We start from the raw sequence: 26,662 nt of genomic DNA, 5'->3' as shown, positions 1-26,662 counted from the left end.
CGTACGGGTGCGGGCGCTCGGGAAACGCTCGGTCAGGCGGTGGCGGACGACGCGGTGTCGTCCTCCGTGACCGGGGCGGACGGCGGGGTGCCGTCGACGGCGGCCGGGGCCGCCGTCTTCTCCGCCGCGGCTGCAGCGGCACGCTCGTCCGCGGCGGCCTTGATGGCACGCCAGGCGGACTCGGCGGCCTGCTGCTCCGCCTCCTTCTTGCTGCGGCCGGTGCCGGTGCCGTACGAGACGCCCCCGACGCGGGCAGCAGCAGTGAAGGTCTTCTCGTGGTCGGGGCCGGTCTCCGTGACCAGGTACTCGGGCACGCCGAGCCCTTCGGTCGCGGTCAGCTCCTGGAGGCTGGTCTTCCAGTCCAGGCCGGCGCCGAGGTTCGAGGACTTCTCGATGAGCGGGTCGAACAGGCGATGCACCAGTTCGGAGGCCGCGTCGAGGCCCTGATCGAGATAGACCGCGCCGATCACCGCTTCAAGGGTGTCGGCGAGAATGGATGCCTTGTCCCGGCCGCCCGTTCCCTCTTCACCACGGCCGAGCCGGATGAAGGAGCCCAGGTCGAGACCGCGGCCCACCTCCGCAAGCGCACGCGAGTTGACCACCGCGGCCCGCAGCTTGGCCAGCTGGCCTTCGGGCAGGTCGGGGTGGATGCGGTACAGCGTGTCGGTGACGACGAGGCCGAGCACGGAGTCCCCGAGGAACTCCAGCCGCTCGTTCGTCGGCAGACCGCCGTTCTCGTAGGCGTAGGAGCGGTGGGTCAGCGCACGCACCAGAAGGGCGGACTCGACGTGGTAGCCGAGCCGCCCTTCCAGAAGCGTGTGGGACGAGGCCTTGTTGTCCGCCGAGCCGTTCCCGCGTCGGCGGGAAGAACCTGCTTCGGCGTCTTCCACCTTCTTGGCAGTGGACACAGTGCCTCTCACCAGCCGCTCAGACCTCGAGGACCTGGCGCTTGTTGTAGGTGCCGCAAGACGGGCACGCGATGTGCTGCTGCTTGGGCTCGTGGCAGCGCTCGCACGCAACCAGGGTGGGGACCGCAGCCTTCCACTGCGACCGGCGGTGGCGCGTGTTGCTGCGCGACATCTTCCGCTTCGGAACAGCCACGGCTACTTCTCCTGCTTCTCGTCGACGCCCGCTTCGGCGCCGCTCATCTCGTCCTTCTCGCCGTCTTCGAGTGAACCGGCGAGTCCCTGCAAAGCCGCCCAACGGATGTCGACGGCGTCATGGTGGTGGTCCGGGTCGTCCGTGAGCCGTGCTCCGCACTCGGAGCACAGGCCCGCACAGTCGTCCTGGCACACCGGCTGCATCGGCAGTGCGAGCACCACCGCATCCCGCAGCACGGGTTCGAGGTCGATCAGACCGTCCTCGATGTAGAGCCTGTCCTCGTCGTCCTCGGCGTCGTCGCCCGGTTCCGCGATCACGCGGCCACGGTCGTCGGCGTCAGGGTACGAGAACATCTCCTGGAAGTCCGCTTCGAGCTCCAGCCCGACCGGCTCCAGACACCTTACGCACTCCCCCTTGGCCGATGCACGGGCGGTGCCTGTGACAAGCACCCCTTCCATGACCGACTCCAGGCGGAGGTCGAGCTCCAGCGGGGCGCCTTCCGGCACTCCGATGACACCCTCGATACCGAGGTCCCGGGGGGCGTCGACCTCACGGGTCAGGCGCTGCATCGCACCAGGACGCCGGCCCAGCTCGTGCGTGTCGATCACGAGGGGGTTGCGGTGGTCGAGGCGTGCGTTGGAGGCCATGGCCGCTTTCGGTCTTCGAGCTCGGGGGACGCCGCCCGCAGGTGTTCCGGGCAGCGGTGATCGCGGAATACACGCGACCGAAGAGCCAGGATACTGGACCTTTCGCTCAGGGCCCAATCCGGTCCCTGCGCCCCGGCTCCGCCTACATCCCCCGGCCCTGCTCGTACGCCCGCAGCTGCTCGGCGCTGATCATGCTGGTGTCGAAGAGGCTGGCCTCGTCGAGCGCGTAGTCCTGCGGCTGCCCCTGGTGCTGCTGGGCCTGTCCCTGGTTCGGGTCGTACGCCGCCTGCTGCGCGTCGTAGCCGTGGAAGGCGCCCTCGGCCTGCGGGGCGTAGCCGTTCGGCGCGTACGGGTCCTGCTGGTAGCCGTACGCCTCCTGCGGGGCGTAGCCGGGCTGCTGGGGGTAGCCGGGGTAGGCGTCGGGCTGCTGCTGGTAGCCGTACGCCTCCTGCGGCTCGTACGCCGGTTCCCGGGCGGCCGGGTCGTACGCCGGGTCCGCGGCGGGCCGGTCGTATGCCGGTTCCGGGGTGAGCGGGGCCGTCTGCGCGCGCTGCACCGGGGTGGCGGGGGTGTCGGCGAGGGCCGCGAGGTCGGCGAGGTAGTCGGCGTCGCTGGAGTGCTGGAAGGTCGTGGTGTCGTCGGCGAGGGCGCTGAGGTCGTCCGTGGCGATCCGGCCGTGCAGCTTCTGGCGGCCCCGGTGGACGGCGTCCAGGGTCTTGGCGAGGACGGCCTCGAAGGCGCCGAGCTTGGCGTCGACGTAGGAGTCGGCGGTGTGGCGCAGGGTCTCGGGGTCCTGGCTGCGCTCGGGGGCGTCCTCGTCCTCGTAGCCGTTCTCGTCCAGGCCGGGGCCGGTGCCGAGCAGCTTCTCGCGGCCGCGGCCGACCGAGCCGAGGGTCTTGGTGAGGACGACCTCGAAGTTCGCGAGCTTGGAGTCCACGTAGTCGTCGGCGTCGGCGCGGACCTGTTCGGCCTCGGTGCGGGCCTCGTTCAGGATGCGGTCGGCCTCGGCCTGCGACTGGCGGGCGACCTCGGTGCCCGCGATCAGCGAACCGCGCTCGGCGTGCGCGCTCTCGATGATCCGGTCGGCCTCCAGGCGGGCCTGCTCGACCATCTGCTCACGGTCCCCGATCAGCTCCTGCGCCTGCGCGAGGGAGCCGGGCAGCGCCTGGCGAACCTCTTCGAGCAGCGCGAGCAGCTCGGCGCGGTTGACCACGCAGGAGGCCGACATCGGCATGGACCGGGCGTTGGAGACCGAGGAGACGATCTCGTCGAGCTTGTTCTGGATGTCCACCTGTGCTCGCCACTCTCTACAGCTGTGTTGGAGACGGACGGCACGACTGTACGGCCCTGGGGCGGCCGTCCGACACGGGGTGACGTCTTGTCACCTTCCAGTGGGGCGCGGGCGCGTGCCGACGGGGCGCGGACGCGGGCGCGCCGGGACGGTCAGTCCCGCTTCAGGCGGTCGCGGAGCGCGCCGAGCACGGCCGGGGGCACCAGGTGGGAGATGTCGCCGCCCCACGCCGCGACCTCCTTCACCAGGGAGGAGGAGAGGAAGCTGTAGGTGGGGTTGGTGGGCACGAACAGCGTTTCGACGCCGGTGAGGCCGTTGTTCATCTGGGCCATCTGGAGTTCGTAGTCGAAGTCGCTGACGGCGCGAAGTCCCTTGACGATGGCGGGGATGTCGCGCTCTTTGCAGAAGTCCACGAGGAGGCCGTGGTGGGCCTCGACCCGTACGTTGGCGTATTCGGCGGTGACTTCGCGGATCAGGGCCATCCGCTCGTCGATGTCGAACAGGCCCTGCTTGGACTTGTTGACCATCACCGCGACGTAGACCTCGTCGTAGAGGCGGGACGCGCGGGCGATGATGTCGAGATGTCCGTTGGTGATCGGGTCGAACGACCCGGGACAGACGGCGCGGCGCACTTGAGATCCCTCGCTCTCCGGTCCGGTCATCGTGCGTCTTCGCACGTAGAGGCGGCGCGACCGTACCAAAACGTTCCCTCGCCGTAGCGACGGGACCGGATCGCCTCGAAGCCGTCCGGCCACCCGAATTCGCCGCCTCTGGTGCTGCGCTCCACGGTGACCAGGGCGTCTTCGGTCAGCCAGCCCCCTGCGCGGAGTGTGAGGAGGATCTCTCGGAGATCGTCGTCGGAGACGGCGTACGGGGGGTCCAGGAAGACCAGGTCGTACGGCTCGGCGGGGGGCGCGGTGCGGATGACTTGCTCCGCTTTGCCCGTTCTGACCTCGGCGCCGGGGAGGCCGATGTTCTTGACGTTCTCCCGGACGGTTTTCGCCGCGCGGGCGTCGGCTTCCACGAGGAGGGTGTGGCTGGCGCCCCGGGAGAGGGCCTCCAGGCCCACGGCTCCCGAGCCGGCGTAGAGGTCCAGGACCCGGGTGCCGTCCAGGGGGGTGGCGAGGAGGGACTGCCAGGTGGAGAAGAGGGCTTCGCGTGCGCGGTCCGAGGTGGGGCGGGTGCCGGTCCCTGGCGGGACGGCCAGGCGGCGTCCGCCGGCTGTGCCGGCGATCACGCGGGTCATGTGAGCGGTCCTTCTTTTTGCGGGTTCGTTTTATTTTCGCAGGTGGTGGGGGGTGGATGTGGTTCGTTGGCGGGTGCGGGTCGGTTGTGGTTGCTCGCGCAGTTCCCCGCGCCCCTTGGAGGTTGGGACAGTTCAGCCCTTTTCCAGGTACTGCTCTCTCTCCTCGTCCAGGAGGGCGTCCAGGGTTGTGCGGAGAGCTGGATAGTTCTCCAGGTCGGGGTCGGACTCGACGATGGCCGTTGCCTCTCGTCTCGCCTCCGCGATGATCTCCTCGTCCTCGATGACCTCCAGGACGCGCAGGCTGGTGCGGGCGCCGGACTGGGCCTGGCCGAGGACGTCGCCCTCGCGGCGTTCCTCCAGGTCGAGGCGGGAGAGTTCGAAGCCGTCGAGGGTGGAGGCCACGGCGGCGAGGCGGCGGCGGGCGGGGCTGGCCTCGGGCATCTCGGAGACCAGGAGGCAGAGGCCGGGGGCGGAGCCTCGGCCCACGCGGCCGCGGAGCTGGTGGAGCTGGGAGACGCCGAAGCGGTCGGCGTCCATGATGACCATGGCGGTGGCGTTGGGGACGTTGACGCCGACCTCGATGACCGTGGTGGCGACGAGGACGTCCGTGTCCCCTGCCGCGAAGCGGCGCATCACCGCGTCCTTGTCGTCGGGGTGCATCCTGCCGTGCAGGACCTCGACGCGAAGGCCCTGGAGGGGGCCCTTGGCGAGCTGCTCGGCGACGTCGAGGACGGCGAGCGGGGGGCGCTTGTCGCCCTCGGTGGCCTTCTTCTCGGCGGCGGTGTCCTGTTCGTCGCCGATGCGGGGGCAGACGACGTACGCCTGGTGGCCGCCCTCGACCTCCTCGCGGACGCGTTCCCAGGCGCGGGCGAGGAAGTGGGGCTTGTCGGCGGCCGGGACGACATGGGTGGCGATCGGGGAGCGGCCGGCCGGGAGCTGGTCCAGGACGGAGGTCTCCAGGTCGCCGAAGACGGTCATCGCGACGGTGCGCGGGATCGGCGTGGCCGTCATGACGAGCAGATGCGGGGGCTGCTTGCCCTTGCCGCGCAGGGCGTCGCGCTGTTCGACGCCGAACCGGTGCTGCTCGTCCACGACCACCAGGCCGAGGTCGTGGAACTGCACCACGTCCTCGATCAGCGCGTGCGTGCCGATGACGACGCCCGCCTCCCCGGTGACGATGTCGAGCAGCGCCTTGCGGCGGGCGGCGGCCCCCATCGACCCGGTGAGCAGTACGACCTTGGTGGCGTGCTCGGTCCCGCCCAGCATTCCTCCCTCGGCCAGCTCCCCCATCATCTCGGTGATCGACCGGTGGTGCTGCTGCGCGAGCACCTCGGTGGGCGCGAGCATGGCGGCCTGGCCGCCCGCGTCGACGGTGGCGAGCATGGCGCGCAGGGCCACCATGGTCTTGCCCGATCCGACCTCTCCCTGGAGCAGCCGGTGCATCGGGTGGGCCGTCGCCAGGTCCGTGAAGATCTCGGCGGAGACGCGTTGCTGGCCTTCGGTGAGGGTGAAGGGGAGGCGGTCGTCGAAGGCGGTGAGGAGGCCGTCGGGCTTGGGTTCGCGGGGGACGGCGGGGAGTTGGGTGTCGGCGTGGCGGCGGCGGGCCAGGGCGACTTGGAGGACGAATGCCTCGTCCCACTTCAGGCGGGCGCGGGCGTCGGCGACGTCGGCCTTGGTGGCGGGGCGGTGGATCTTGAGGAGGGCCTCGGGGAGGGTGACGAGGCCGCGCCCCTCGCGCAGGGCCGGGGGGAGGGGGTCGAGGGCTTCGGCCGCGCTGGGGAGGACCGTCTGGACGGCCTTGCCGATCTTCCAGGACTCCAGTTTGGCGGTGGCCGGGTAGAGGGGGATCAGGGAGCCGGCCCAGTTCTCCGCCGCGTCCTCGCTGTCGTCGTCCTTGTCCAGCAGTTCGTAGGCGGGGTGGGCGAGTTGGAGGCGGCGGTTGAAGACGGAGACCTTGCCGGAGAACATCGCGTGGGTGCCGGGGAGCAGTTCCTTGTGCGGCTTGTGCACGCCGTTGCCGAAGAAGACCAGCTGGAGGCGCCCCATGCCGTCCGTGATGGTGACTTCGAGGCGCTGGCCCTTGCCGCGCGGGGCGCGGGCGGAGGCGAAGGTGTGCAGCCGGGCGTCGGCGACCTGGGCGACCACCGTGACGTGCTCGTCCATGGGGAGGTCGGCCAGGTGGGTGAGCTGGCCGCGCTCCTCGTATCTGCGCGGGTAGTGGTGCAGCAGATCGCCGACGGAGTGCAGGCCGAGGTGCTCGGCCATCACCTTCGCGGTGGCGGGGCCGAGCACTTTCTTCAGTGGTTCTCGCAGTGCGGGCACGTGCTCCATTGCACACCACGCCAGTGACAATGCCCCACCCGCCGCCCCGCCCTCGTACCGGACCGCGAACGGCCCCCTGCCGCCCGCCGCCGTATACGGGGGCCGGCCCGCTGGTCAGGGACATCGGCGAAGCCCCTGGTCAGGTCATCGGCTCGGGCCTAGGATGGCGCGCCACAGCCATCCCCCTGCGGTCACCGCCCCACCCGGACCGCCCGACCCCGCGCCGGACAGCGTTCCCCCCACCGGCGCCGTGACGATGGACTCCCAGACCTCACAGTCATCCCAGGCTTCCCAGTCGCCCCATACGTTCCAGGTCGACCTGCGTGGTCTGGTGGACCTGCTCTCCCATCACCTCTACTCCAGCCCCAAGGTCTATCTGCGCGAGCTGCTGCAGAACGCCGTGGACGCCGTCACCGCCCGCCGGGAGCACGACCCCGCTGCCCCGGCGACCGTACGGCTGTACGCCGACGGCGCGGGCGGCCTGCGGATCGAGGACAGCGGCGTCGGGCTCACCGAGCCGGACGTGCACAGTCTGCTCGCGACGATCGGGCGCAGTTCCAAGCGGGCCGAGGGGCTCCAGGAGGCCCGGTCCGGGTTCCTCGGGCAGTTCGGCATCGGGCTGCTGGCCTGTTTCGTGGTGGCCGAGCGGGTCCGCGTGGTCAGCCGCAGCGCGCTCGATCCGGAGGCGGCGCCGGTGGAGTGGACGGCGCGCGACGACGGGTCGTACACCGTGCGCACGCTGGACGACTCCGCGCGGACCGAGCCGGGCACCACCGTGCACCTCATGGCGCGGGCGGGCGCGGCCGAGTGGCTGTCGCCGGAGCGGGTGCGGGCCCTGGCCCGGGACTTCGGCTCGCTGCTGCCGTACGACGTCCGGGTCGAGGACGAGCCGGTCACGGAGCTGCCCGCGCCCTGGGACCGCGCGTGGCCGAGCCCGGCCGAGCGGCGGGCGGGGCTGGCCCGGCACTGCCACGAGCTGTTCGGCTTCACTCCGCTGGACTCGATCACGCTGGACGTGCCGCTGGCCGGGGTGCGCGGGGTGGCGTATGTGCTGCCCTCGGCGGTGAGTCCCGCGCAGCGGGCCACGCACCGGGTGCATCTGAAGGGGATGCTGCTGACCGAGCGGGCCGAACAGCTGCTGCCCGACTGGGCGTTCTTCGTGCGCTGTGTGCTGGACACCGACAGTCTGCGGCCGACGGCCTCGCGCGAGGCGCTGTACGAGGACGAGACGCTGGCCGCCGTGCGGGAGGCGCTGGGCGAGCGCATCCGGGGCTGGCTGACCGGGCTCGCGGCGGGCGATCCGGAGCGGCTGAGCGCGTTCCTCGCGGTGCATCACCTGGGCGTGAAGTCGCTGGCGCGGCACGACGCCGAGCTGCTGCGGATCATGCTGCCCTGGCTGCCGTTCGAGACGACGGACGGCCGGCTGTCGCTGGAGGAGTTCGCCCAGCGGCACCCGGTGGTGCACTTCACGCGGACGGTGGAGGAGTACCGGCAGGTCGCGGCGATCGCCTCCGCGCAGGGGATCGGTGTGATCAACGGCGGTTACACCTACGACAGCGAGCTGGTGGAGGCGCTGCCGTCGGTGCGGCCCGGGACGGTGGTCGCGGAGCTGGACCCGGACACCGTGACCGCGCATCTGGACACCGTCGATCCGGCGGAGGAGCTGGCGCTGTCGGGGTTCCTGGCGGCGGCGCGGGCGAAGCTGGACCCGCTGGGCTGTGACGTGGTGCTGCGCGCGTTCCATCCGCTGTCGGTGCCCGCGCTGCATCTGGACGACCGGGCGGCACGGCACGAGCAGGCGCGGGCGGAGGCGGAGGAGCGGGCGGACGAGCTGTGGGCGGGCATCCTGGGTTCGCTGCGCGGGAGCGCGCCGCGGGCCCGGCTGGTGCTGAACCATCTCAACCCGCTGATCCGGCGCATCGGTTCGCTGGGGGACGCGGAGCTGATCGGCACCGCGACGGAGTCGCTGTACGGGCAGGCGCTGCTGATGGCGCGGCGGCCGCTCAGGCCCGCCGACTCGGCGCTGCTGAACCGGGCGTTCATCGGGCTGCTGGAGTGGGCGACCCATGGGGAGGAAGGCAAGTGACGGACGCGATCGGGGACTTCGACGCGCTGCGCCGGGCCATGGCGGAGAACGCCGAGCGCCCCGAGGGCCCGGCGCGCAACGCACGCGCGGAGGAACTGCTCACCGAGGCGGAGAAGTTGGGTATTCCGCTCGCGGTGATCGAGGCGCTGGGCCACCAGTTGAACGTCTACAACTACAGCTCCGAGAAGGACCGCATGTTCGTGCCCTTCGCGCGGCTGCTGCGGATGTGGGACGAACGCCCGGAGGACTTCGACGCGTACGAGGCGCACTCGCTGCACTGGGTGTTCAAGTGGATGTCGGCGGGGATGCTGGGCCAGCCGCACATCCCGCTGGCGTCGGTGGAGACGTGGCTGGGCGAGATGGAGGACCGGTACCGGATCGCCGGGCACTCCGAACGTGCCGTGCGCAGCGCGGAGTTCAGTGTGGCCGCGCATGTCGGTGACCGGGCGCGGGCGGAGCGGGCGTACGCCGCGTGGCTGGCGGCCGACCGGGACTCGATGGCGGACTGTCACGCCTGTGAGCTGCACGGGCAGGGGGTGTGGCAGTCCGAACTGGGCCGGGACGCGGAGGCGTTGGAGCTGTGGCGCCCGGTGCTGGAGGGCGAGTTCAGCTGTGCGCACGAGCCGCACCAGGTGCTGGGGTCCTCGCTGCTGCCGCTGGTGCGGCTCGGCCGCCTGGACGAGGCGCGCGCCCATCATCTGCGGGGTTTCCGGCTGGTGCGGCCGATGGAGAGCATGCGGGACGCCTACGCGGACCATGTGGAGTTCTGCGCGCTGACCGGCAACGAGGCGCGCGGTCTGGAGCTGCTCGCGCAGCGGCCCGCGTACTTCACGGACACCGGGCATCCGCGCAGCCTGCTGGACTTCCTGGCGGTGGTGACGCTGCTGATGGACCGGCTGACCGGGCTCGGTCTCGGCGAGCGGCAGGTGCCGGGGCCCGCCGGGCGGACCTGGACCGCGCGGGAGCTGGCCGGGTGGGCGCGGGCCGAGGCGCTGGAGCTGGCCGGGCGCTTCGACGCCCGCAACGGCACCGCGCACGTGGGCGACCAGGCCCGGGCGCGCATGGCGCAGGAGCCGCTGGTGGACCGGCTGCCGCTGGGCGTGCGGACGGTACGGGCCGCTCCGGCGCCGGTGGCCGCGCCGCCCGAGGCTCCCGCCGTACCCGACCCGGCGGGGCTGCCCGCGCTGCTCGCGGAGGCGCGGCGCCTGTCGGACGGCCTGCGGCCGCACGCGACCGAGGCGTGGGCGGCGGTCGCGCGGGCCGCCGAGGGCGTGGAGCTGGACGCCCGCGACCGGGCGGAGATCGCGGACCACGAGGCGATGGACCGGGGCCCGGAGGGCGTCGCGCTCTTCGAACGGGCGGCGGAGCTGTACCTGGAGGCGGGCGACCCCGGCGAGGCCCTGGCCGCCCGGGGCAGGGCGGCCTACATCCGCGCCCTCACCGGCGACGTCGAACCGGCCCTGGCCGCGACCGGGGAGCTGTACGACCGGGCGCTCGCGCTGTACGCCGAGGACGGCACCGGAGTACGGCAGACGGCCTCGGTGCTGCTGAGCCGGGCGCGGGTGCTGATGCGCGCGGTGCACGGCGGCGCGGCCGTCCTGGGGGACGCCCACGAGCCCGGCCAGGAGGCGCGGCCCGATCCCGACGCCGCGGAGGCCGTCGTACGGCACGTACGGGAGATCCTGGCGCTGGTCGACGGGCACACCGGAGACGACGTGCGGATGGCCGCCCGCGCCGCCGAGGCGCACGCGATGCTGGCCGAGCTCGCCGAGCTGAGCGGTGATCTGGAGCAGGCGGTGACGCTGTTCCGGCAGGCCACCGGGGCGTTCGTGGCCGCCGGGCTGCCGTGGTTCACGCCGGAGTACGACGTGCGCGTCGCGGCGCTGGCGCACCGGCTGGGGCGGGCGGACGAGACCGAGGAGGCGCTGCGGGACGCCCTCGTGCACGGCGGGCCGTACCTCGAACCGGTCGCGCGGGCGCAGCTGCACCTCCAGCTGGCCGAGGTGACCGGCGGCCGGGGTGCGGCCGAGGAGGCGGCCGGGCACGCGCTGGACGCCGCGCACTGGGCGGACGAGGCGGGCGAGAGCGGCACGCTCGGCGCCTGGGCCCGGCATCTGCTGGGCGGCGCCCTGCTGCGCCAGGGGCGCTGTGCGGAGGCGGCGGAGGTGCTGGAGTCGGCGCTCGCCGAGCTGTCGGTGGAGCGGCATGGGGACGGCACGGTGGTGCAGACCCGCTGGTGGCTCGGGGACTGTCTGAGCGAGCTGGGTGAGCACCGGGCGGCGGCCGAACAGCGGCTGCTCGCGGCCGAGATCGCCCGGCACTGGCCCGAGCAGCAGGACCACGCCACGCTGGCACACCTCGCGGGCGAGTCCCTGGGCCACGCCGGTCTGCCGGCCGAGGCCGACCGCGCCTATGTGCAAGCGGCCGAGCTGTGGCGGCAGTTGGGCAACGTCCGCTTCCTGGTCCGCTCGCTGCGCGCCCGTGCGTGGCTGGCGGCGGGCGAGGAGGACCGGGCCGAGGACGCGCGGCGGCTGATGGCGGAGGCGGTCGGCGAGTGCGGGGAGGCACTGGAGAACGCGGCCGACCCCGTGGAGCACGCGGAACTCACCGCCGAACTGGGCCACACCCACCGCCAGTTCGGCGACCTGCTGTTCCGTCTTGCGTCCGAGGCGGCCGAAGAGGACGCGGTCCAGGGCGCGTTGGCCGGGGTGCTGGAACAGATGGAGCAGGCGGCGACGGCCTTCGCGACGCTCGGCCCCGACGGCCTCCACAGCCGCACGAGCGCCGAACTGGCCGCCGGAAGACTGGAGTTCGACCTCGGTCACCAGGACGGCGCCCAGGCCCGCGCCCGTACCGTCCTCGCGCTCTACGCCGACGCCGACGACACGGACGAGGTGGCCCACGCCCGCCGCACGGAGGCCGCGGACCTCCTCGGCCACCTGCCCGAGCCGCCCGCGGAAGCCTGAGGCTCTACTCCACGGTCTGGGGCCCTACTCCACGCCGATCAGCAGCAGCGACCCCTGCCTGCCGCCCCGGTACACCACCGTGTCCACGGCCAGGTAGGACTCGCGGACCCGGGACTCCAGGCGGTCGGCGACCTCCTCCGGGGTCTCGTCGCCGACGACCAGGGTGACCAGCTCGCCGCCCGCCTGGAGCATCCGGTCGAGGACCGTCTCGGCGGTGGCCGTGAGGTCGGGGCCGATGACCGCCACGTCGCCGTCGATCAGGCCCAGGACGTCGCCCGCCTGGCAGATGCCGGCCGTGGTCCAGGACTGGCGCTCGGCGACGACGACCTCGGCGTGCCGGGTGGCGCCCGCCGCCGAGGTCATCTGGACCACGTCCTCGTCGAAGCGGCGGTCGGGTTCGTGCACGGCGAGCGCGGCGATGCCCTGCACCGCCGAGCGGGTCGGGATGAGGGCCACCCTGATCCCCTCGGCGCGGGCCTGCTCGGCGGCCGCGGCGGCGGTGTGGCGCAGCTCGGCGTCGTTCGGCAGCAGCACCACCTCGCGGGCGTGCGCGCGCCGCAGCGCCTCGGTCAGCTCCCCGCTCGCGGGCGGCTCCCCGGGCCGGGCGAGGACGGTGGTGGCCCCGGCCTCGGCGTACAGCCCGGCCAGCCCCTCCCCCGGTACGACGGCCACGACGGCCCGCTGGACGCGCTCGCGCGCGGGCCGCTCGCCGCCGGTGTGCACGTCACCGGCCGCGAAGTGGGTGATCCTGATCCGGTACGGCCGCCCGGCCTCCACGCCCGCCTCCACGGCGGCCCCGGCGTCGTCGACGTGCACATGGACGTTCCACAGCCCGTCCCCGCCGACCACCACGAGGGAGTCCCCGAGGGCGTCGAGCCGCTCGCGCAGCCGGGCCACGGCCGCGTCACCGGCCTCCAGCAGGTAGATGACCTCGTAGGCGGGCCCGCCGGGCACCGCGCTCTCGGGGCACGTCCCGCCCGAGGCGGAGGCAGGAGCGGGAGCGGGAGCGGCAGGGAGAGCGGGAGCGACGGCGGTCTCCTCGACCGCCTCCCCCGTGACCGCCTCCACCAGCGCCCCGAGCACCGCCACCAGACCGCGTCCGCCCGCGTCCACGACCCCGGCCCGCCCCAGCACCGCGAGCTGGCGCGGGGTCTCGGCCAGGGCGGTCCGCGCGCCCTCGTGGGCGGCCCGGGCGACGGCCCCGCAGTCGTCCCCGGCCCGCTCGGCGGCGTCGGCGGCCGCCGAGGCGACCGTCAGCACCGTGCCCTCGACCGGGTGGGCCACCGCCTCGTGGGCCGAGTCGGCGGCGTGCCGCAGGGCCAGCAGCAGCCGGGCGCCGTCGATGCGGGCGGTGTCGCCGTCACTCGCCGCGAGCACCTGGGACATCCCGCGCAGCAGCTGCGCCAGGATCGTCCCGGAGTTGCCGCGCGCCCCGATGAGCGCGCCGTGGGCCATCGCGCGCACGGCGTCGGCGAGCGAGGGCTGCCCGGTGTCCGCGAGCGAGGGGCGCCCGGCGCCGGTCTCGTACCCGGCGAAGACCGCCTCCACGGCGGCGGCGGCCGACTCCATGGTCAGGTAGAGGTTGGTGCCGGTGTCCCCGTCGGCGACGGGATAGACGTTGATCGCGTCGATCTCCTCGCGCGCGCGTCCGAGCGCCCGCAGCGCCCCACCGCACCAGGTGCGCACCGCGAGAGCATCGAGGAATGTCAGCGGCACCTGCGCCACCTGCGCCTCCCTGACTGGCCGACCGTGGGTCGCAGCGTAGACCCCGCGCCGGGGTGTCCTGGATCAAGGCCGGGAGCGGGCCTCCCCCGGGGCCGTGGTAGTTTCGTTGTACGGAAGCAGCCGATGTATGCTGCTTCGGTTGCCCGATCTCGATCGGGCCATTCCCCCTGGCAACGCCACTCAAGATCTCGGACCTCCGGGTCTCGATCCCGGCCTGCCGGGATCAACCGTAAGTGCATCTGAAGTCTTTGGAGTGACCCGTGGCTGCCAACTGCGACGTCTGCGGCAAGGGGCCGGGCTTCGGCAACAACATCTCGTTTTCGCACCGCCGTACGTCCCGTCGCTGGAACCCGAACATCCAGCGCGTCCGTACCGTGGTCGGCGGGACGCCGAAGCGCGTGAACGCTTGCACCTCGTGCATCAAGGCCGGCAAGGTCTCGCGCTGACGAATTGCAGCGCGCGACCATAGTCGGTTGCTGCGTCGAGCCGGTCCACCTTCGGGTGGGCCGGCTCTTCGCTTTGCCCGTACGGCGTCCGTACGGGCGTTTCAGTTCCGGAAGCGCCAGCCGTGGTCGACCGGCCCGATGCCCGCGCCCAGCGCGAACCCGGCCTCGATCGCCCCGGTGACGTACTCCTTGGCCGCCATGGCGGCGTCCGGCACCGAGAGCCCCTTGGCCAGCCCGGAGGCGAGGGCGGAGGCGAGCGTGCAACCCGTGCCGTGGGTGTGCCGGTTGTCGTGACGTGGAGCACGCAGCCAGTACTCCTCGGAGCCGTCCGTGAGCAGATCCACGGCGTCCCCGGCCAGATGACCGCCCTTGATCAACACCCAGCGCGGCCCGAACTCCAGCACCGCGTCGGCCGCCCGGCGCAGATCGCCCTCCGACTCGGCCCGGATTCCTGTGAGTTGCGCCACTTCGTCCAGGTTCGGGGTGGCCACGGTGGCCACCGGGAGCAACCGCTCGCGCACGGAGTCCAGGGCGGAGGCGGCCAGCAGCGGGTCGCCGTGCTTGGAGACGCCCACCGGGTCCACCACGGCGGGCGCGTCCGTGCCGGAGATCAACTCCGCGACCGCCTCGACCAGTTCCGCCGAGGCCAGCATCCCGGTCTTCACGGCCTGGACGCCGATGTCGTCGACCACGCTGCGGTACTGCGCCCGCACCGCCTCCACCGGCAGTTCCCAGGCGCCCTGCACGCCGAGCGAGTTCTGTGCCGTCACGGCCGTGATCACACTCATGCCGTGCACGCCGAGCGCCAGCATCGTCTTCAGGTCGGCCTGGATCCCGGCGCCTCCGCCGGAGTCCGAGCCCGCGACGGTCAGCACGCGCGGCGGCACCCGGGACCCGCTCACGACTCCACGTCTCCGAAGTGGTCCCAGCCGCCCTTGTTCGTCCAGGGCGCCCCGTCCACGGTCACCTGGGGCAGCGCCGAGGGGTTGAGGACCTCGCCGATGATCTTCCAGCGGGCGGGCAGCTTGGCGTCCGGCGGGAAGGTGGCCACGATCGCGTGGTCCTCTCCCCCGGTCAGCACCCACTGGAGCGGGTCCACGCCGACGGCCTGACCGATGTCGTTCATCTGGGTCGGGATGTCGATCGCGCCGGAGCGGATGTCGATACGGACCTTGCTGGCCTCGGCGATGTGCCCGAGGTCCGCGATCAGCCCGTCGCTCACGTCGCACATCGCGGTCGCGCCGAGCGCGGCGGCGGCCGGACCCGCGTGGTACGGCGGCTCGGGGCGCCGGTGCGCCTCCACGAACGCGCGCGGCGAGCGGAAGCCCCGGGAGAGCACCGCGAACCCGGCGGCGGACCAGCCGAGCCAGCCGGTGACGGCCACCAGGTCGCCGGGCTGCGCGCCCGCGCGGGTGACCGGCTCCTGGTTGCGCAGATCGCCGAGCGCGGTGATCGACACCATGATCGTGTCCCCGCGTACGACGTCCCCGCCGACCACGGAGGCCCCGGCGACCCGGCACTCGTCGCGCAGGCCGTCCATCAGCTCGCTGGGCCAGGTGACCGGCAGTTCGGCCGGGACGACCAGGCCGAGCAGCAGCGCGGTCGGCACGGCGCCCATCGCGGCGATGTCCGCCAGGTTCTGCGCGGCGGCCTTGCGGCCGACGTCGTAGGCCGTGGACCAGTCGCGGCGGAAGTGCCGGCCCTCCAGCAGTATGTCGGTGCTCGCCACCACCCGGCGGTCCGGAGCGGCGACCACCGCGGCGTCGTCACCGGGGCCGACCCGGACCGCCGGGGTGGTGGTGAGGCGGGAGGTCAGCTCCCGGATGAGCCCGAACTCACCTAGCTCACCCACTGTGCCCTTCATGCCGTCAAGCCCCTTCTCTGCCTGTCCGTGCCCGGTCGCGTCTTCAGTGTCCCCGATACGGCCCGGGCGGCCCTCCCTGGGACGCCGGCCGTCAACTTTCGTCCCGCTCGCACCCCGGCACGCGGACCCGGTCGCGGAGGTCTCCCCGCGGGGACCGGCGACGCGATACCGTGGCGTTCCTTTCCCCCACATGATCCTCGTGGCCGCACCCTGGAGGTTCCGTGGTACAGGCGTACATCCTGATCCAGACGGAGGTCGGCAAGGCGTCGACCGTCGCCGAGACGATCGGCAAGATTCCCGGAGTGATCCGGGCCGAGGACGTCACGGGGCCGTACGACGTCATCGTGCGCGCACAGGCCGACACCGTCGACGAGCTGGGTCGGATGGTGGTCGCGAAGGTCCAGCAAGTGGACGGCATCACGCGCACCCTGACCTGCCCCGTCGTCCATCTGTAGCCCCCGTCTACCCTTGGCCGGTGAACTTCTTCCGTCACCGGCCCCTCGGCCTGCTCGCGCCCGCGCTGCTGATCGCGGTCGCGGGCTGCTCCCCGGCGCACGACGGCGGTTCGGTCGAGGCTCCCCGCCCCGACGCGAGGACCGCCCCCCTGTGCCGGAAGCTGCACGAGGTGCTGCCCGGGAAGGTGGACGGCAAGCGCCGCAGCGACCCCGGTCCCCGGTCCGTGTACACGGCGGGCTGGGGAGGCTCGGCGATCATACTGCGCTGCGGGGTGGTCCGGCCGCCGAAGATGATCGACCCGAAGGTGGCCCAGGGAAACGACCCCGACGCGATCGCGGGCGGGGTCGACGGCGTGGACTGGCTCATGGAGAAACAGGGCGACGGCGTCTGGCGTTTCACCACGGCCAACCGCCTGGCCTACGTGCAGCTGACCCTGCGCGGCCTCGCCGGCCCGGACGACGCCACCCCGGCGCTCGTCGCCCTGGCCCCGTCCGTGAAGAAGGCGATCCCCGAGGGGATCGCCTCCATGCGGCACTGAGCCCGGACCAGCGGAGCCCGGACTAGCGCAGCCCGGTCGAGCGCCGCAGCGCCGCCTGGATCAACCGGTCCACCAGCTCCGGGTAGGAGATGCCGGAGGCCTCCCACATCTTGGGGTACATCGAGATCGGCGTGAAGCCGGGCAGGGTGTTGATCTCGTTGATGACGAACTCGCCCTCGTCGGTGAGGAAGAAGTCCGCACGGACCAGGCCCTCACAGGCGGCCGCGTCGAACGCCTCCACCGCGAGCCGCTGGACCTCGGCGGTCTCCTCGTCGGTGAGCGGGGCCGGGACGACACCGGGCGTGGAGTCGATGTACTTGGCGTCGAAGTCGTAGTACGCGTGCGCGCTCGGCGGCGGGATCTCGGCCGGTACGGAGGCGCGCGGTCCGTCCTCGAACTCCAGGACGCCGCACTCGATCTCGCGGCCGCTCAGCGCGGCCTCCACGATGATCTTCGGGTCGTGCCGCTGGGCCTCCGCGATCGCCTCGTCCAGACCGGCCAGGCCGTCGACCTTGGTGATGCCGATGGAAGAACCCGCGCGGGCGGGCTTCACGAACAGCGGCCAGCCGTGCTCGCCCGCGAAGTCCACGATCTTCTTGCGGGCGGCGGACTCGTCCCGCTCCCACTCGCGGGGCCGGATCACCACGTACGGGCCGACCTTGAGCCCGAAGGAGGTGAACACCCGCTTCATGTACTCCTTGTCCTGGCCGACGGCCGAGGCGAGCACACCGCAGCCGACGTACGGCACACCGGACAGCTCAAGGAGACCCTGCAGGGTGCCGTCCTCGCCATAGGGGCCGTGCAGCACCGGGAAGACCACGTCGACCTCGCCGAGCGCCTTCGGCACCGCGCCGGGCTCGCTGTAGACGACCTCGCGGTTCGCGGGGTCGACGGGGAGCACCACACCGCCCTCGCCGGACTCGGCCACGTCCGCGACCTCGGGGGTACGCCGGTCGGCGATGGCCATGCGCTCCGGCTCGTCGGCCGTCAGCACCCAGCGGCCGTCCCGGGTGATGCCAATGGGCAGGACGTCGTACTTGGTCCGGTCGACGGCACCGAGGACGGCGCCGGCGGTGACCGTGGAGATCCCGTGTTCGGAGCTGCGGCCGCCGAAGACGACGGCCACACGCGGCTTGCGCGACTGCTGCGGCTCGGGGCTCTGGGGGAGGTTCTCGGTGCTCATATCGCGATGAGCGTACCCGTTGGTACACCTTCGCGACAGCGTCGACCGGGGGCTCCGGGCGCGGTGTCGCTCAGTGTCGTTCGGGCTTCGCGCTGCGCGACATCAGCTCCTTGAGGGCGACCACCGGCGGCTTGCCCTCGTGCACGATGTCCACCACCGTCTCGGTGATCGGCATCTCGACACCGTGCCTGCGCGCCAGATCCAGTACGGACTCACAGGACTTGACGCCCTCGGCGGTCTGCTTGGTGACCGCGATGGTCTCCTGGAGCGTCATGCCCTTGCCGAGGTTGGTGCCGAAGGTGTGGTTGCGCGACAGCGGCGAGGAGCAGGTGGCCACCAGGTCGCCGAGCCCGGCGAGTCCGGAGAAGGTGAGCGGATCGGCGCCGAGCGCCATGCCGAGCCGGGTGGTCTCGGCGAGGCCGCGCGTGATGAGCGAGCCCTTGGCGTTGTCACCGAGGCCCATGCCGTCGGCGATGCCGACCGCGAGCCCGATCACGTTCTTGACCGCGCCGCCGAGTTCGCAGCCGATCACGTCGGTGTTGGTGTACGGCCGGAAGTACGGCGTGTGGCAGGCCGCCTGGAGCCGCCGGGCCACGGACTCGTCGGTGCAGGCGACCACGGCGGCGGCCGGCATCCGCGCGGCCACCTCACGGGCGAGGTTGGGTCCGGTGACGACCGCGACGCGCTCGGCCGGGATCTTCGCGACGTCCTCGACGACCTCGCTCATCCGCATGGCGGAGCCGAGTTCGACGCCCTTCATCAGGGAGACGACGACGGTGTGCGGGGCGAGCAGCGGGGCCCACTCGGCGAGGTTGGCGCGCAGCGTCTGGGAGGGGATCGTCAGGACGGTGAAGTCCGCGTCCCGCAGGGCCTCGGCGGCGTCCGGGGTGGCGCGCAGGTTCTCGGGGAGTTCGACGCCGGGGAGGTAGTCGGGGTTGGCGCGCGTGGAGTTGACCACCTCGGCCACCTCGGGGCGGCGGGCCCACAGGGTCACCTCGCAGCCCGCGTCGGCGAGCACCATCGCGAAGGCGGTGCCCCACGAGCCGGTGCCCATGACGGCGGCGCGGACGGGCTTGCTCACTTGCCGGTCCCCCCTTCGGTACCGGCGGTCTCGGCGGTGGGAGCGGGCTCCTTCACGGCCGGCGTCCCGGTGGCGGACTGGGCACGGGTCCTGCGGCGCTGCTCGATCCGCTCGCGACGCGGGTCGTAGGGCGTGGCGGGTGCCTTCTCGCCGCGGATCTCCTCCAGCTGGCGGGTGACGGCGGCCATGATGACCTCGGTCGCCTCCTTGAGCAGCTCGGCAGTCATCTCCCGGTCGTAGAAACGGGAGAGGTCGACGGGCGGCCCGGCCAGGACGTGATGGGTCTTGCGCGGGAAGAGGTTCGGCTTCTTCGCGTAGGGAGGCAGGAGTTCGTTGCAGCCCCACTGCGCGACGGGCACGACCGGGCACTTGGTCTGCAGGGCGACGCGGGCCGCACCGGTCTTGGCGGTCATGGGCCAGCCGTCGGGGTCGCGGGTGAGGGTGCCCTCGGGGTAGAAGGCGACGCACTCGCCGCGCTCCACGGCGTCGATCGCGGCCCGGAAAGCGCTCAGCGCGTCGGTGCTCTCGCGGTAAACGGGGATCTGCCCGGTGCCGCGCATCGCGGCTCCGACGAATCCCTTCTTGAAAAGGCCGCTCTTCGCGAGGAATCGCGGAACCCGGCCGGTGTTGTACTGATAGTGCGCGTACGCGAAGGGGTCGACGTGTGAATTGTGGTTCACCGCGGTGATAAATCCGCCCTCGGCCGGAATGTGCTCCATTCCGCGCCAGTCACGCTTGATCAAAACCGCCAGTGGCGGTTTGCAGATCACCGCGGCGAAGCGGTACCAGAAGCCGATTCTGCGGCGGGACACGCGGACACCTTCCTCCAGGGCCTCTGAGGGCCTTCATCTCGGCCGGTGGTCGCACAAGTTTCACTTGAGGCCGCCGGTCTGTCGAGAACACCGTACGCCCGCACGTCAGTACGCACCGCCCCCGGACGGGGCTTCACAGCATTACTCCAAAACCGGCCGGACGGAAGACGCCGGGGTCCGCGGGTGACAATGATCGCGACGAGAGAGGGACGGTACGCCGGTGCAGTGGACCTTGGTGATCCCCCTGAAACCCTTGGCGCAGGCCAAGAGCAGGCTCGCGGCCACCGTCCCCGACGGGGTGCGCTCCGGTCTGGTTCTGGCGTTCGCGCGGGACACGGTGGCGGCGGTGCTGGCGTGTGCGGGAGTGAACGGTGTGGCGGTCGTCACGGACGACGCGGTGGCCGGCCGGGAACTGGCGGCGCTGGGGGCGCGGATCGTCCCGGACGCGCCGGGGGGCGGTCTGAACGCCGCGCTGGCGCACGGTGCCGCCGCCGTGCGCGCCGCGGCGGCCGATGCCGCCGTCGCCGCGCTCAACGCCGATCTGCCCGCGCTGCGCCCCGCGGAACTGGCCCGGGTGCTGGAGGCGGCCGCCGCCTTCCCGCGTGCGTTCCTCGCGGACGCGGCCGGGATCGGCACCACCCTGCTCACGGCGACGCCCGGCCACGCCCTGCAGCCCGCCTTCGGCGGCGCCTCCCGCGACCGGCACCGCGCCTCGGGAGCGGTGGAACTGCTGCTCGCGGACGTGGACTCGGTACGGCAGGACGTGGACACCGGCGAGGATCTGCGGGCCGCGCTGACGCTCGGGGTGGGCCCGTACACGGCCGCGTCGGCGGCCCTGCGGCCCTCGGCGGTGCCCGCGCCCGGACAGTAGGCTGCCGTCATGCAGGCGACCGCTTACACGTACGACCCCGAAACCCGCAGCGGCCAGGTGCTGCTGGACGACGGCACGCCGCTGCCCTTCGACGCGGCGGCGTTCGACGCGGGCGGGCTGCGGCTGCTGCGGCCCGGTCAGCGGGTGCGGATCGAGACCGCGACGGCCGAGGGCGCCGAGGGGGCGCCCGGGGAGCGCCGGATCACACTGGTGACGCTCCAGACGTTCTGAATTTCCCTGGACGTTCTGAATTTCCCTGTGGACACACCGCGGGCCGGACTCCCGGTGGGAGTCCGGCCCGGCGTGTTGAGCGCCCTCGGGTGTCCTTGCCTGTCCGGCGGAGGCGGTGCCTAGCGGGCGGTGGCCTTCTTGGCGGCGGTCTTGCGCGCCGTCGACTTCTTGGCGGGCGCCTTCTTCGCGGTGACCTTCTTCGCCGGGGCCTTCTTGGCGGTGGTCTTCTTCGCCGCGGCGGTCTTGGCGGTCGCCGTGGCCTTCTTGGCGGGCGCCTTCTTCGCCGCGGTCTTCTTCGCGGCGGCCGTCGTCTTGGCCGGGGCCGCCTTCTTGGCGGTGGCCTTCTTCGCGGCGGCGGCCTTGGTGGTCTTCTTCGCCACGGCCTTCTTCACCGTCGCGGAAGCACCGCCGCTGAGGCTGCCCTTGGGCGCCTTCTTCACGGCGACCTCGCCACCGCGCGGCAGCTTCTTCGAACCGCTCACCAGATCCTTGAAACCCTGACCGGCGCGGAAGCGCGGCACGGAGGTCTTCTTCACCCGGACCCGCTCGCCGGTCTGCGGGTTACGGGCGTAGCGGGCGGGGCGGTCCACCTTCTCGAAGGACCCGAAGCCGGTGACCGAGACCCGGTCGCCCGCGACGACGGCGCGGACGATGGCGTCCAGGACCGCGTCGACAGCATCGGCGGCCTGCTGGCGGCCCCCCACCTTGTCGGCAATCGCTTCTACGAGCTGCGCCTTGTTCACGTCTTCCCCTTCGGAGACATCGCCAGAACGAAAGTGTTCAAGCTTTTTCGCACGTTAGGCAGATATATACCGCAAATCAAACACGAAACGGGCTTCTCACCCTTGTGCCGCAACGGAATCGGCGTTTTCTCCGGAGAGTTCAGTTGTCCTCTTCGGGCACTCGGCCCGCGTCGAGGTCTTCGGTGAACCGCTCCAGCCGCCTTGCCGCACCGGCGAGATCGTGTTTGGCCATGGCCGTGATGACCAGCAGCTTCCGGGTCAGCGCCATCCGTACGCCCTCCGGGACTTGCAGTGCGCGCACAGTTGTGTGCGCTTCCTTGAGCCGGTCCGCGACCGCCGCATAGAGCTCGAGTTGGCCGTCGCGTTCCATGCACAGATTGTGCCATCTGGGGCGAGTTGTCGCCTGCGCAGGGGGCAACTGCCGCCTCCGCGCGCCGCGCCGGGGCCCTTCCCGGACCCGGTTCCGGCGGGCTTCCTGACCTGCAACTACGCGCATATGAAAGGGAGTTGGAGGCCCGCAATGGTCGTCCCACGGACGTCAGGAGCCGGACATGGCTGTACCCCCAATCGTGGTGATCGGGGGTACAGAGGGGCCGTTGAGGTGGCCGAAACCTGTCTTGCCGGACGGCTCCGGATCAGCCCCGCAGGGTTCGGGGCTTGAAGGCGGGACGCTCCGCCTCGTAGGCGGCGATGTCGTCCTCGTTCCGCAGGGTGAGGGAGATGTCGTCGAGGCCGTTCAGCAGCCGCCAGCGGGAGTTCTCGTCCAGCTCGAAGGAGGCGGTGACGCCCTCGGCGCGCACTTCGCGGGCTTCGAGGTCGACGGTGATCGCGGCCTCGGGGTCGCTCTCGGTGAGCTCCCACAGCGCGTCCACGACCTTCTGGTCGAGCACCACCGTGAGCAGGCCGTTCTTCAGCGAGTTGCCCCGGAAGATGTCGGCGAAGCGGGCGGAGATCACGGTCTTGAAGCCGTAGTTCTGCAGCGCCCAGACCGCGTGCTCGCGGGAGGAGCCGGTGCCGAAGTCGGGACCGGCGACCAGAACCGTGGCGCCCTGCCGCTCGGGGCGGTTGAGGACGAAGGAGGGGTCCTTGCGCCACGCCTCGAAGAGGCCGTCCTCGAAGCCGTCGCGGGTGACCTTCTTGAGCCAGTGCGCCGGGATGATCTGGTCGGTGTCGACGTTGCTCCGGCGCAGCGGTACGGCCCGGCCGGTGTGGGTGGTGAAGGCTTCCATGGTGTTCGGGCTCCGGTTCTCAGACTCCGGCGCCGGCGGGCGCGGTGGCGTCGGACAGGTCGGCGGGCGAGGCCAGATGGCCGAGGACGGCGGTGGCGGCGGCGACCTGCGGCGAGACCAGGTGCGTACGGCCGCCCTTGCCCTGCCTGCCCTCGAAGTTGCGGTTGGAGGTGGACGCGGAACGCTCGCCCGGGGCCAGCTGGTCGGGGTTCATGCCGAGACACATCGAGCAGCCCGCGTACCGCCATTCGGCACCGGCCTCCTTGAAGACCACGTCCAGTCCCTCGGAGACGGCCTGGAGACCGACCCGCGCGGAGCCGGGGACGACCAGCATCCGTACGCCGTCGGCGACTTTGCGGCCTTGCAGGATCTCGGCGACCGAGCGCAGGTCCTCGATGCGGCCGTTGGTGCAGGAGCCTACGAAGACGGTGTCGACGCGGATGTCGCGCAGCGGCTGTCCGGCCGCCAACCCCATGTATTCCAGGGCCCTTTCGGCGGCGTGCCGCTCCGATGCGTCTTCGTACGAAGCCGGATCGGGGACGTGTGCCGAAAGGGGCGCGCCCTGGCCGGGGTTGGTGCCCCAGGTGACGAACGGGGAGAGTTCCGCGGCGTCGATGACGACCTCGGCGTCGAAGACCGCGTCGTCGTCGGTGCGCAGGGTCTTCCAGTACTCCACCGCCGCGTCCCAGTCGGCGCCCTCGGGGGCGTGGGCGCGGCCCTTCAGATAGGCGAAGGTGGTCTCGTCGGGGGCGATCATGCCCGCGCGGGCGCCCGCCTCGATGGACATGTTGCAGATGGTCATCCGCGCCTCCATCGAGAGCTTCTCGATGGCCGGGCCCCGGTATTCCAGGACGTAGCCCTGGCCGCCGCCGGTGCCGATGCGGGCGATGATCGCGAGGATCAGGTCCTTGGCCGTGACGCCGTCGGGCAGTTCGCCCTCGACGGTGATGGCCATGGTCTTCGGGCGGGCCATCGGCAGCGTCTGGGTGGCCAGCACGTGCTCGACCTGGGAGGTGCCGATGCCGAACGCGAGCGCGCCGAACGCGCCGTGCGTGGAGGTGTGCGAGTCGCCGCAGACGACGGTGGTGCCGGGCTGGGTCAGGCCCAGCTGCGGTCCCACGACGTGGACGACGCCCTGCTCGACGTCGCCGAGCGGGTGCAGCCGGACGCCGAACTCCGCGCAGTTCTTGCGCAGCGTCTCCAGCTGGGCCCGGGAGACCGGGTCGGCGATGGGCTTGTCGATGTCCAGGGTCGGGGTGTTGTGGTCCTCGGTCGCGATGGTGAGGTCGAGACGGCGCACCCGACGGCCGTCCTTGCGCAGTCCGTCGAAGGCCTGCGGGCTGGTCACCTCGTGCAGCAGGTGCAGATCGATGTAGAGGAGGTCGGGCTCGCCCTCGGCGCGCCGGACGACGTGGTCGTCCCAGACCTTCTCCGCGAGTGTCCTACCCATCGCTTTCCCTCCGGCCGGCCACGGTCCCGCCGACGCATCTAGATCCTGAGGAAGCGGCGCCCGCGCCGTGATCTCGACGGCGTACGGGCGTCCGGCACCGGGCCCGCCGTGCGCGGGCCACCGTGTGCTTCAAGGGTGGCGCGTTCCGGAGAAAATTGAACTTGCGTTTCACAGAGTGAGACGGGAGTATCGTTTCATGGACAACAGTAGCGGCGTCGGCGTTCTGGACAAGGCGGCCCTTGTCCTGAGCGCCCTGGAGTCCGGTCCGGCCACCCTCGCGGGTCTGGTCGGGGCCACCGGACTGGCACGGCCCACGGCCCACCGGCTGGCCGTGGCCCTGGAACATCACCGGCTGGTGGCGCGGGACATGCAGGGCCGGTTCATCCTCGGCCCGCGCCTTTCAGAACTGGCCGCGGCGGCCGGTGAGGACCGCCTCCTGGCGACGGCGGGCCCGGTGCTCACGCATCTGCGGGACGTGACGGGCGAGAGCGCGCAGCTCTACCGGCGCCAGGGCGACATGCGGATCTGTGTGGCGGCCGCCGAGCGGCTGTCCGGACTGCGGGACACGGTGCCGGTGGGCTCGACGCTCACGATGAAGGCCGGCTCCTCGGCGCAGATCCTGATGGCCTGGGAGGAGCCGGAGCGGCTGCACCGCGGCCTCCAGGGCGCCCGCTTCACGGCGACGGCCCTGTCGGGCGTACGGCGGCGCGGCTGGGCCCAGTCCATCGGCGAGCGGGAGCCGGGCGTCGCCTCGGTCTCGGCGCCGGTGCGGGGCCCCTCCAACCGCGTGGTGGCCGCCGTCTCGGTCTCCGGACCGATCGAGCGCCTGACCCGCCACCCCGGCCGTATGCACGCCCAGGCGGTCATCGACGCCGCCGCCCGCCTCTCGGAGGCGCTGCGGCGCGCGGGCTGACCGTTTCCCTCCACCTTCTCCACCTTCTCCACCGGATCCGGCCGGGGAGGGCCGCCTCAACGCCGCGGCAGGCCTTCCCCGCACCGGACACCACTCACGGCGCCGACGACTCCCGCTTCAGGCCGAGCCGCTCGGCCGCACGCTCGCCCCGCCGCCCGACCGGCACGACACCCGTGGCCGCGCCCAGCCCGAAGGCGGGCATGTTCACGTACACGGACTCGTAGGACCCGGCCGGCACGACGTACGTCTCGTGCCAGATGCCGACCTTGCCCCTCCCCTGCCTCAGCCGCCGGTTGAACTCGCCCCACGCGGGCCGGTGTTCCTTGTCCGGCGCCGACGCGTAGGCGAGCAGCTTCTCCTTGGACTCCCAGTACTGCACGACGTACACCACCCGCGGAAGGCCCAGCAGGGCCTGGTATCCCAGCAGTCCGTTCTCCTTCTCGCGCGCCAGCTCTTTGATCATCGGCCGCATCGCGCGCGCCGAGGGCACCCAACTCCGCAGCGCGGCGAAGCTGTTGATCCGCAGCCCGATGAGGAAGACGACGATCTCGTCCTCCGCCGCGGCGGTCACACGCCCCTCGATCGGCTCGCTCATGACGTCCCCCACTCCCTGTCGGTGTCTCGCCTGTCCTTCGCCTGTTCTTCCTGCCGTGCACGCTTTGGATAGCTGAACTATCCATGCTTGGATAGTGACACTCTCCAATGAAGGACGCAAGAGGAAGCACGAGGGCGAGGCGGATATGCGACTGGCGGAGCTGAGCGAGCGCAGCGGGGTCTCCACGGCCACGATCAAGTACTACCTGCGCGAGGGGCTGCTCCCGGCCGGACGCCGGGTCACGGCGACCCAGGCCGAGTACGACGAGGAGCATCTGCGCCGACTGCGTCTGGTGCGGGCACTCATCCAGGTGGGCGGCATCACGGTGTCCTCGGCCCGCGAGGTGCTCGCCGCACTGCAGGACGAGGGCCTCGACCACAACGAGCGCCTGGGAACCGCCGTCTGGGCGCTCCCCCACGGCCCCGCACCCGCCGCGGACGACCCGGTGGCGGCCGAGGCGGCGCGGCGCGCCGGCGAACTGGTGCGCCGACTCGGCTGGGGTCACGGCGAAGGCCTCGCCGAGGCGCCCGCCTACGGGATGCTGGTGGGCGCGATCGCGGCGCTCACCCGGCTCGGATACCCCTGCGCCGTCGAGGACTTGGAGCCGTACGGCCGGGCGATGGGCGAAATCGCCGGCTCCGATCTGGACCTGGTGGAGCGCTACGGCGGTTCGGCGGACGAGCAGGTGGAGGCGGCGGTGGCGCTCACCGTGCTGTACGAGCCGGTGCTGCTGAGCCTGCGGCGGCTGGCCGAGGCGGAGGAGTCGCGGCGCCGGTTCACGGGGAAGTGACGGCGCCCGCGAGACCCTCCCCGTGGGGTCCTCGTACACGTCGAAGGCCCTCCACCGAAGTGGAGGGCCTTCGAAC

Annotated in this window: 27 protein-coding genes; 9 read left to right on the top strand and 18 right to left on the bottom strand. The window is 72.1% G+C overall.

Annotated features, from left to right (window positions below):
- Positions 1-32: 32 nt before the first annotated feature.
- From rnc to recG, 7 genes are all read right to left on the bottom strand, one after another.
- Positions 33-920, bottom strand: a complete 888-nt coding sequence (gene rnc / locus AB0E91_RS26025) for a ribonuclease III (protein WP_361786536.1) — start codon at positions 918-920, stop codon at positions 33-35.
- A 7-nt stretch (positions 921-927) separates the two neighbouring features.
- Complete coding sequence (gene rpmF / locus AB0E91_RS26020) at positions 928-1,101, bottom strand: 50S ribosomal protein L32 (protein ID WP_003951102.1); 174 nt, start codon at positions 1,099-1,101, stop codon at positions 928-930.
- Between the two features lie 2 nt (positions 1,102-1,103).
- Entirely contained in the window at positions 1,104-1,748 is a 645-nt protein-coding gene (locus tag AB0E91_RS26015; protein WP_199585339.1) for a DUF177 domain-containing protein, read from the bottom strand.
- A gap of 142 nt (positions 1,749-1,890) precedes the next feature.
- The gene (locus AB0E91_RS26010; RefSeq protein WP_361786533.1) at positions 1,891-3,039 is read right to left on the bottom strand and encodes a cell division initiation protein; all 1,149 of its coding nucleotides are present in this window, start codon (positions 3,037-3,039) and stop codon (positions 1,891-1,893) included.
- 152 nt (positions 3,040-3,191) lie between these two features.
- Positions 3,192-3,671, bottom strand: a complete 480-nt coding sequence (gene coaD, locus AB0E91_RS26005) for a pantetheine-phosphate adenylyltransferase (protein ID WP_361786911.1) — start codon at positions 3,669-3,671, stop codon at positions 3,192-3,194.
- 26 nt (positions 3,672-3,697) lie between these two features.
- A complete protein-coding gene (gene rsmD / locus AB0E91_RS26000; protein WP_361786530.1) occupies positions 3,698-4,285 on the bottom strand; it encodes a 16S rRNA (guanine(966)-N(2))-methyltransferase RsmD in 588 nt (195 codons plus the stop codon).
- 132 nt (positions 4,286-4,417) lie between these two features.
- Positions 4,418-6,616: an ATP-dependent DNA helicase RecG gene (gene recG, locus AB0E91_RS25995; protein ID WP_361786527.1), complete on the bottom strand. Its 2,199-nt coding sequence runs from the start codon at positions 6,614-6,616 to the stop codon at positions 4,418-4,420.
- Between the two features lie 247 nt (positions 6,617-6,863).
- On the opposite strand from recG, the gene AB0E91_RS25990 reads away from it, so the two are divergent.
- Together AB0E91_RS25990 and AB0E91_RS25985 are read left to right on the top strand one after the other, a co-directional pair.
- Positions 6,864-8,693, top strand: coding sequence for an HSP90 family protein (locus tag AB0E91_RS25990; RefSeq protein ID WP_361786908.1), 1,830 nt, complete (start codon positions 6,864-6,866; stop codon positions 8,691-8,693).
- Positions 8,694-8,731: 38 nt separating this feature from the next.
- Positions 8,732-11,659 carry a tetratricopeptide repeat protein gene (locus AB0E91_RS25985; protein ID WP_361786905.1) on the top strand — a complete coding sequence of 976 codons (2,928 nt, stop codon included), beginning with the start codon at positions 8,732-8,734 and terminating at the stop codon, positions 11,657-11,659.
- 24 nt (positions 11,660-11,683) lie between these two features.
- On the opposite strand, the gene AB0E91_RS25980 is transcribed toward AB0E91_RS25985, so the two are convergent.
- The gene (locus tag AB0E91_RS25980) at positions 11,684-13,384 is read right to left on the bottom strand and encodes a DAK2 domain-containing protein (protein ID WP_361786524.1); all 1,701 of its coding nucleotides are present in this window, start codon (positions 13,382-13,384) and stop codon (positions 11,684-11,686) included.
- A 260-nt stretch (positions 13,385-13,644) separates the two neighbouring features.
- Here AB0E91_RS25980 and rpmB point away from each other — a divergent pair, with 260 nt between their 5' ends.
- A complete protein-coding gene (gene rpmB / locus AB0E91_RS25975; RefSeq protein WP_009190838.1) occupies positions 13,645-13,830 on the top strand; it encodes a 50S ribosomal protein L28 in 186 nt (61 codons plus the stop codon).
- A gap of 101 nt (positions 13,831-13,931) precedes the next feature.
- Here the strand turns inward: rpmB and thiD are convergent, their stop codons facing one another.
- Together thiD and AB0E91_RS25965 are read right to left on the bottom strand one after the other, a co-directional pair.
- Positions 13,932-14,732, bottom strand: a complete 801-nt coding sequence (gene thiD, locus AB0E91_RS25970; protein WP_361786521.1) for a bifunctional hydroxymethylpyrimidine kinase/phosphomethylpyrimidine kinase — start codon at positions 14,730-14,732, stop codon at positions 13,932-13,934.
- Positions 14,729-15,694, bottom strand: a complete 966-nt coding sequence (locus tag AB0E91_RS25965; protein ID WP_161181520.1) for a thiamine-phosphate kinase — start codon at positions 15,692-15,694, stop codon at positions 14,729-14,731. The genes thiD and AB0E91_RS25965 overlap by 4 nt, the downstream gene beginning before the upstream one ends.
- Before the next feature lie 221 nt (positions 15,695-15,915).
- Here AB0E91_RS25965 and AB0E91_RS25960 point away from each other — a divergent pair, with 221 nt between their 5' ends.
- The gene (locus tag AB0E91_RS25960; protein WP_161181519.1) at positions 15,916-16,149 is read left to right on the top strand and encodes an Lrp/AsnC ligand binding domain-containing protein; all 234 of its coding nucleotides are present in this window, start codon (positions 15,916-15,918) and stop codon (positions 16,147-16,149) included.
- A gap of 20 nt (positions 16,150-16,169) precedes the next feature.
- Positions 16,170-16,688 (top strand): DUF3515 family protein, encoded by a 519-nt coding sequence (locus AB0E91_RS25955; RefSeq protein ID WP_361786516.1) that lies wholly within the window; start codon positions 16,170-16,172, stop codon positions 16,686-16,688.
- Between the two features lie 22 nt (positions 16,689-16,710).
- Here the strand turns inward: AB0E91_RS25955 and AB0E91_RS25950 are convergent, their stop codons facing one another.
- The 3 genes from AB0E91_RS25950 to AB0E91_RS25940 form a co-directional block, all read right to left on the bottom strand.
- Complete coding sequence (locus tag AB0E91_RS25950) at positions 16,711-17,871, bottom strand: D-alanine--D-alanine ligase family protein (protein ID WP_361105932.1); 1,161 nt, start codon at positions 17,869-17,871, stop codon at positions 16,711-16,713.
- A 70-nt stretch (positions 17,872-17,941) separates the two neighbouring features.
- The gene (locus AB0E91_RS25945; RefSeq protein WP_361786511.1) at positions 17,942-18,952 is read right to left on the bottom strand and encodes an NAD(P)H-dependent glycerol-3-phosphate dehydrogenase; all 1,011 of its coding nucleotides are present in this window, start codon (positions 18,950-18,952) and stop codon (positions 17,942-17,944) included.
- Positions 18,949-19,764 (bottom strand): lysophospholipid acyltransferase family protein, encoded by an 816-nt coding sequence (locus tag AB0E91_RS25940; RefSeq protein ID WP_361786508.1) that lies wholly within the window; start codon positions 19,762-19,764, stop codon positions 18,949-18,951. Before AB0E91_RS25940 ends, AB0E91_RS25945 begins: the two co-directional genes overlap by 4 nt.
- A gap of 220 nt (positions 19,765-19,984) precedes the next feature.
- On the opposite strand from AB0E91_RS25940, the gene cofC reads away from it, so the two are divergent.
- Positions 19,985-20,635: a 2-phospho-L-lactate guanylyltransferase gene (cofC, locus tag AB0E91_RS25935; RefSeq protein WP_361786505.1), complete on the top strand. Its 651-nt coding sequence runs from the start codon at positions 19,985-19,987 to the stop codon at positions 20,633-20,635.
- 9 nt (positions 20,636-20,644) lie between these two features.
- The gene (locus AB0E91_RS25930) at positions 20,645-20,866 is read left to right on the top strand and encodes a hypothetical protein (RefSeq protein ID WP_161181513.1); all 222 of its coding nucleotides are present in this window, start codon (positions 20,645-20,647) and stop codon (positions 20,864-20,866) included.
- Between the two features lie 119 nt (positions 20,867-20,985).
- On the opposite strand, the gene AB0E91_RS25925 is transcribed toward AB0E91_RS25930, so the two are convergent.
- From AB0E91_RS25925 to leuC, 4 genes are all read right to left on the bottom strand, one after another.
- The gene (locus tag AB0E91_RS25925) at positions 20,986-21,609 is read right to left on the bottom strand and encodes an HU family DNA-binding protein (RefSeq protein WP_361786502.1); all 624 of its coding nucleotides are present in this window, start codon (positions 21,607-21,609) and stop codon (positions 20,986-20,988) included.
- 139 nt (positions 21,610-21,748) lie between these two features.
- Entirely contained in the window at positions 21,749-21,979 is a 231-nt protein-coding gene (locus tag AB0E91_RS25920; protein ID WP_161181511.1) for a hypothetical protein, read from the bottom strand.
- A gap of 265 nt (positions 21,980-22,244) precedes the next feature.
- Positions 22,245-22,838 (bottom strand): 3-isopropylmalate dehydratase small subunit, encoded by a 594-nt coding sequence (gene leuD / locus AB0E91_RS25915; protein ID WP_361786499.1) that lies wholly within the window; start codon positions 22,836-22,838, stop codon positions 22,245-22,247.
- 19 nt (positions 22,839-22,857) lie between these two features.
- Positions 22,858-24,288, bottom strand: a complete 1,431-nt coding sequence (gene leuC / locus AB0E91_RS25910) for a 3-isopropylmalate dehydratase large subunit (protein WP_361786496.1) — start codon at positions 24,286-24,288, stop codon at positions 22,858-22,860.
- 196 nt (positions 24,289-24,484) lie between these two features.
- Between leuC and ndgR the strand changes: the two genes are divergently transcribed.
- Positions 24,485-25,201, top strand: a complete 717-nt coding sequence (gene ndgR, locus AB0E91_RS25905) for an IclR family transcriptional regulator NdgR (RefSeq protein ID WP_161181508.1) — start codon at positions 24,485-24,487, stop codon at positions 25,199-25,201.
- 94 nt (positions 25,202-25,295) lie between these two features.
- Here ndgR and AB0E91_RS25900 read toward each other — a convergent pair whose 3' ends face one another.
- The gene (locus AB0E91_RS25900) at positions 25,296-25,796 is read right to left on the bottom strand and encodes a DUF4188 domain-containing protein (RefSeq protein ID WP_361786493.1); all 501 of its coding nucleotides are present in this window, start codon (positions 25,794-25,796) and stop codon (positions 25,296-25,298) included.
- A gap of 145 nt (positions 25,797-25,941) precedes the next feature.
- On the opposite strand from AB0E91_RS25900, the gene AB0E91_RS25895 reads away from it, so the two are divergent.
- On the top strand, positions 25,942-26,586 hold the full coding sequence (locus AB0E91_RS25895; protein WP_361786902.1) for a MerR family transcriptional regulator: 645 nt from the start codon (positions 25,942-25,944) through the stop codon (positions 26,584-26,586).
- Positions 26,587-26,662: the final 76 nt, after the last annotated feature.

The organism is Streptomyces sp. NPDC026659 (genome assembly GCF_040638245.1).
In the GTDB taxonomy this organism is placed as follows: domain Bacteria; phylum Actinomycetota; class Actinomycetes; order Streptomycetales; family Streptomycetaceae; genus Streptomyces.
Note: the sequence above shows the minus strand (reverse complement) of the source record. Positions and strands in the feature narration are given on the sequence as shown.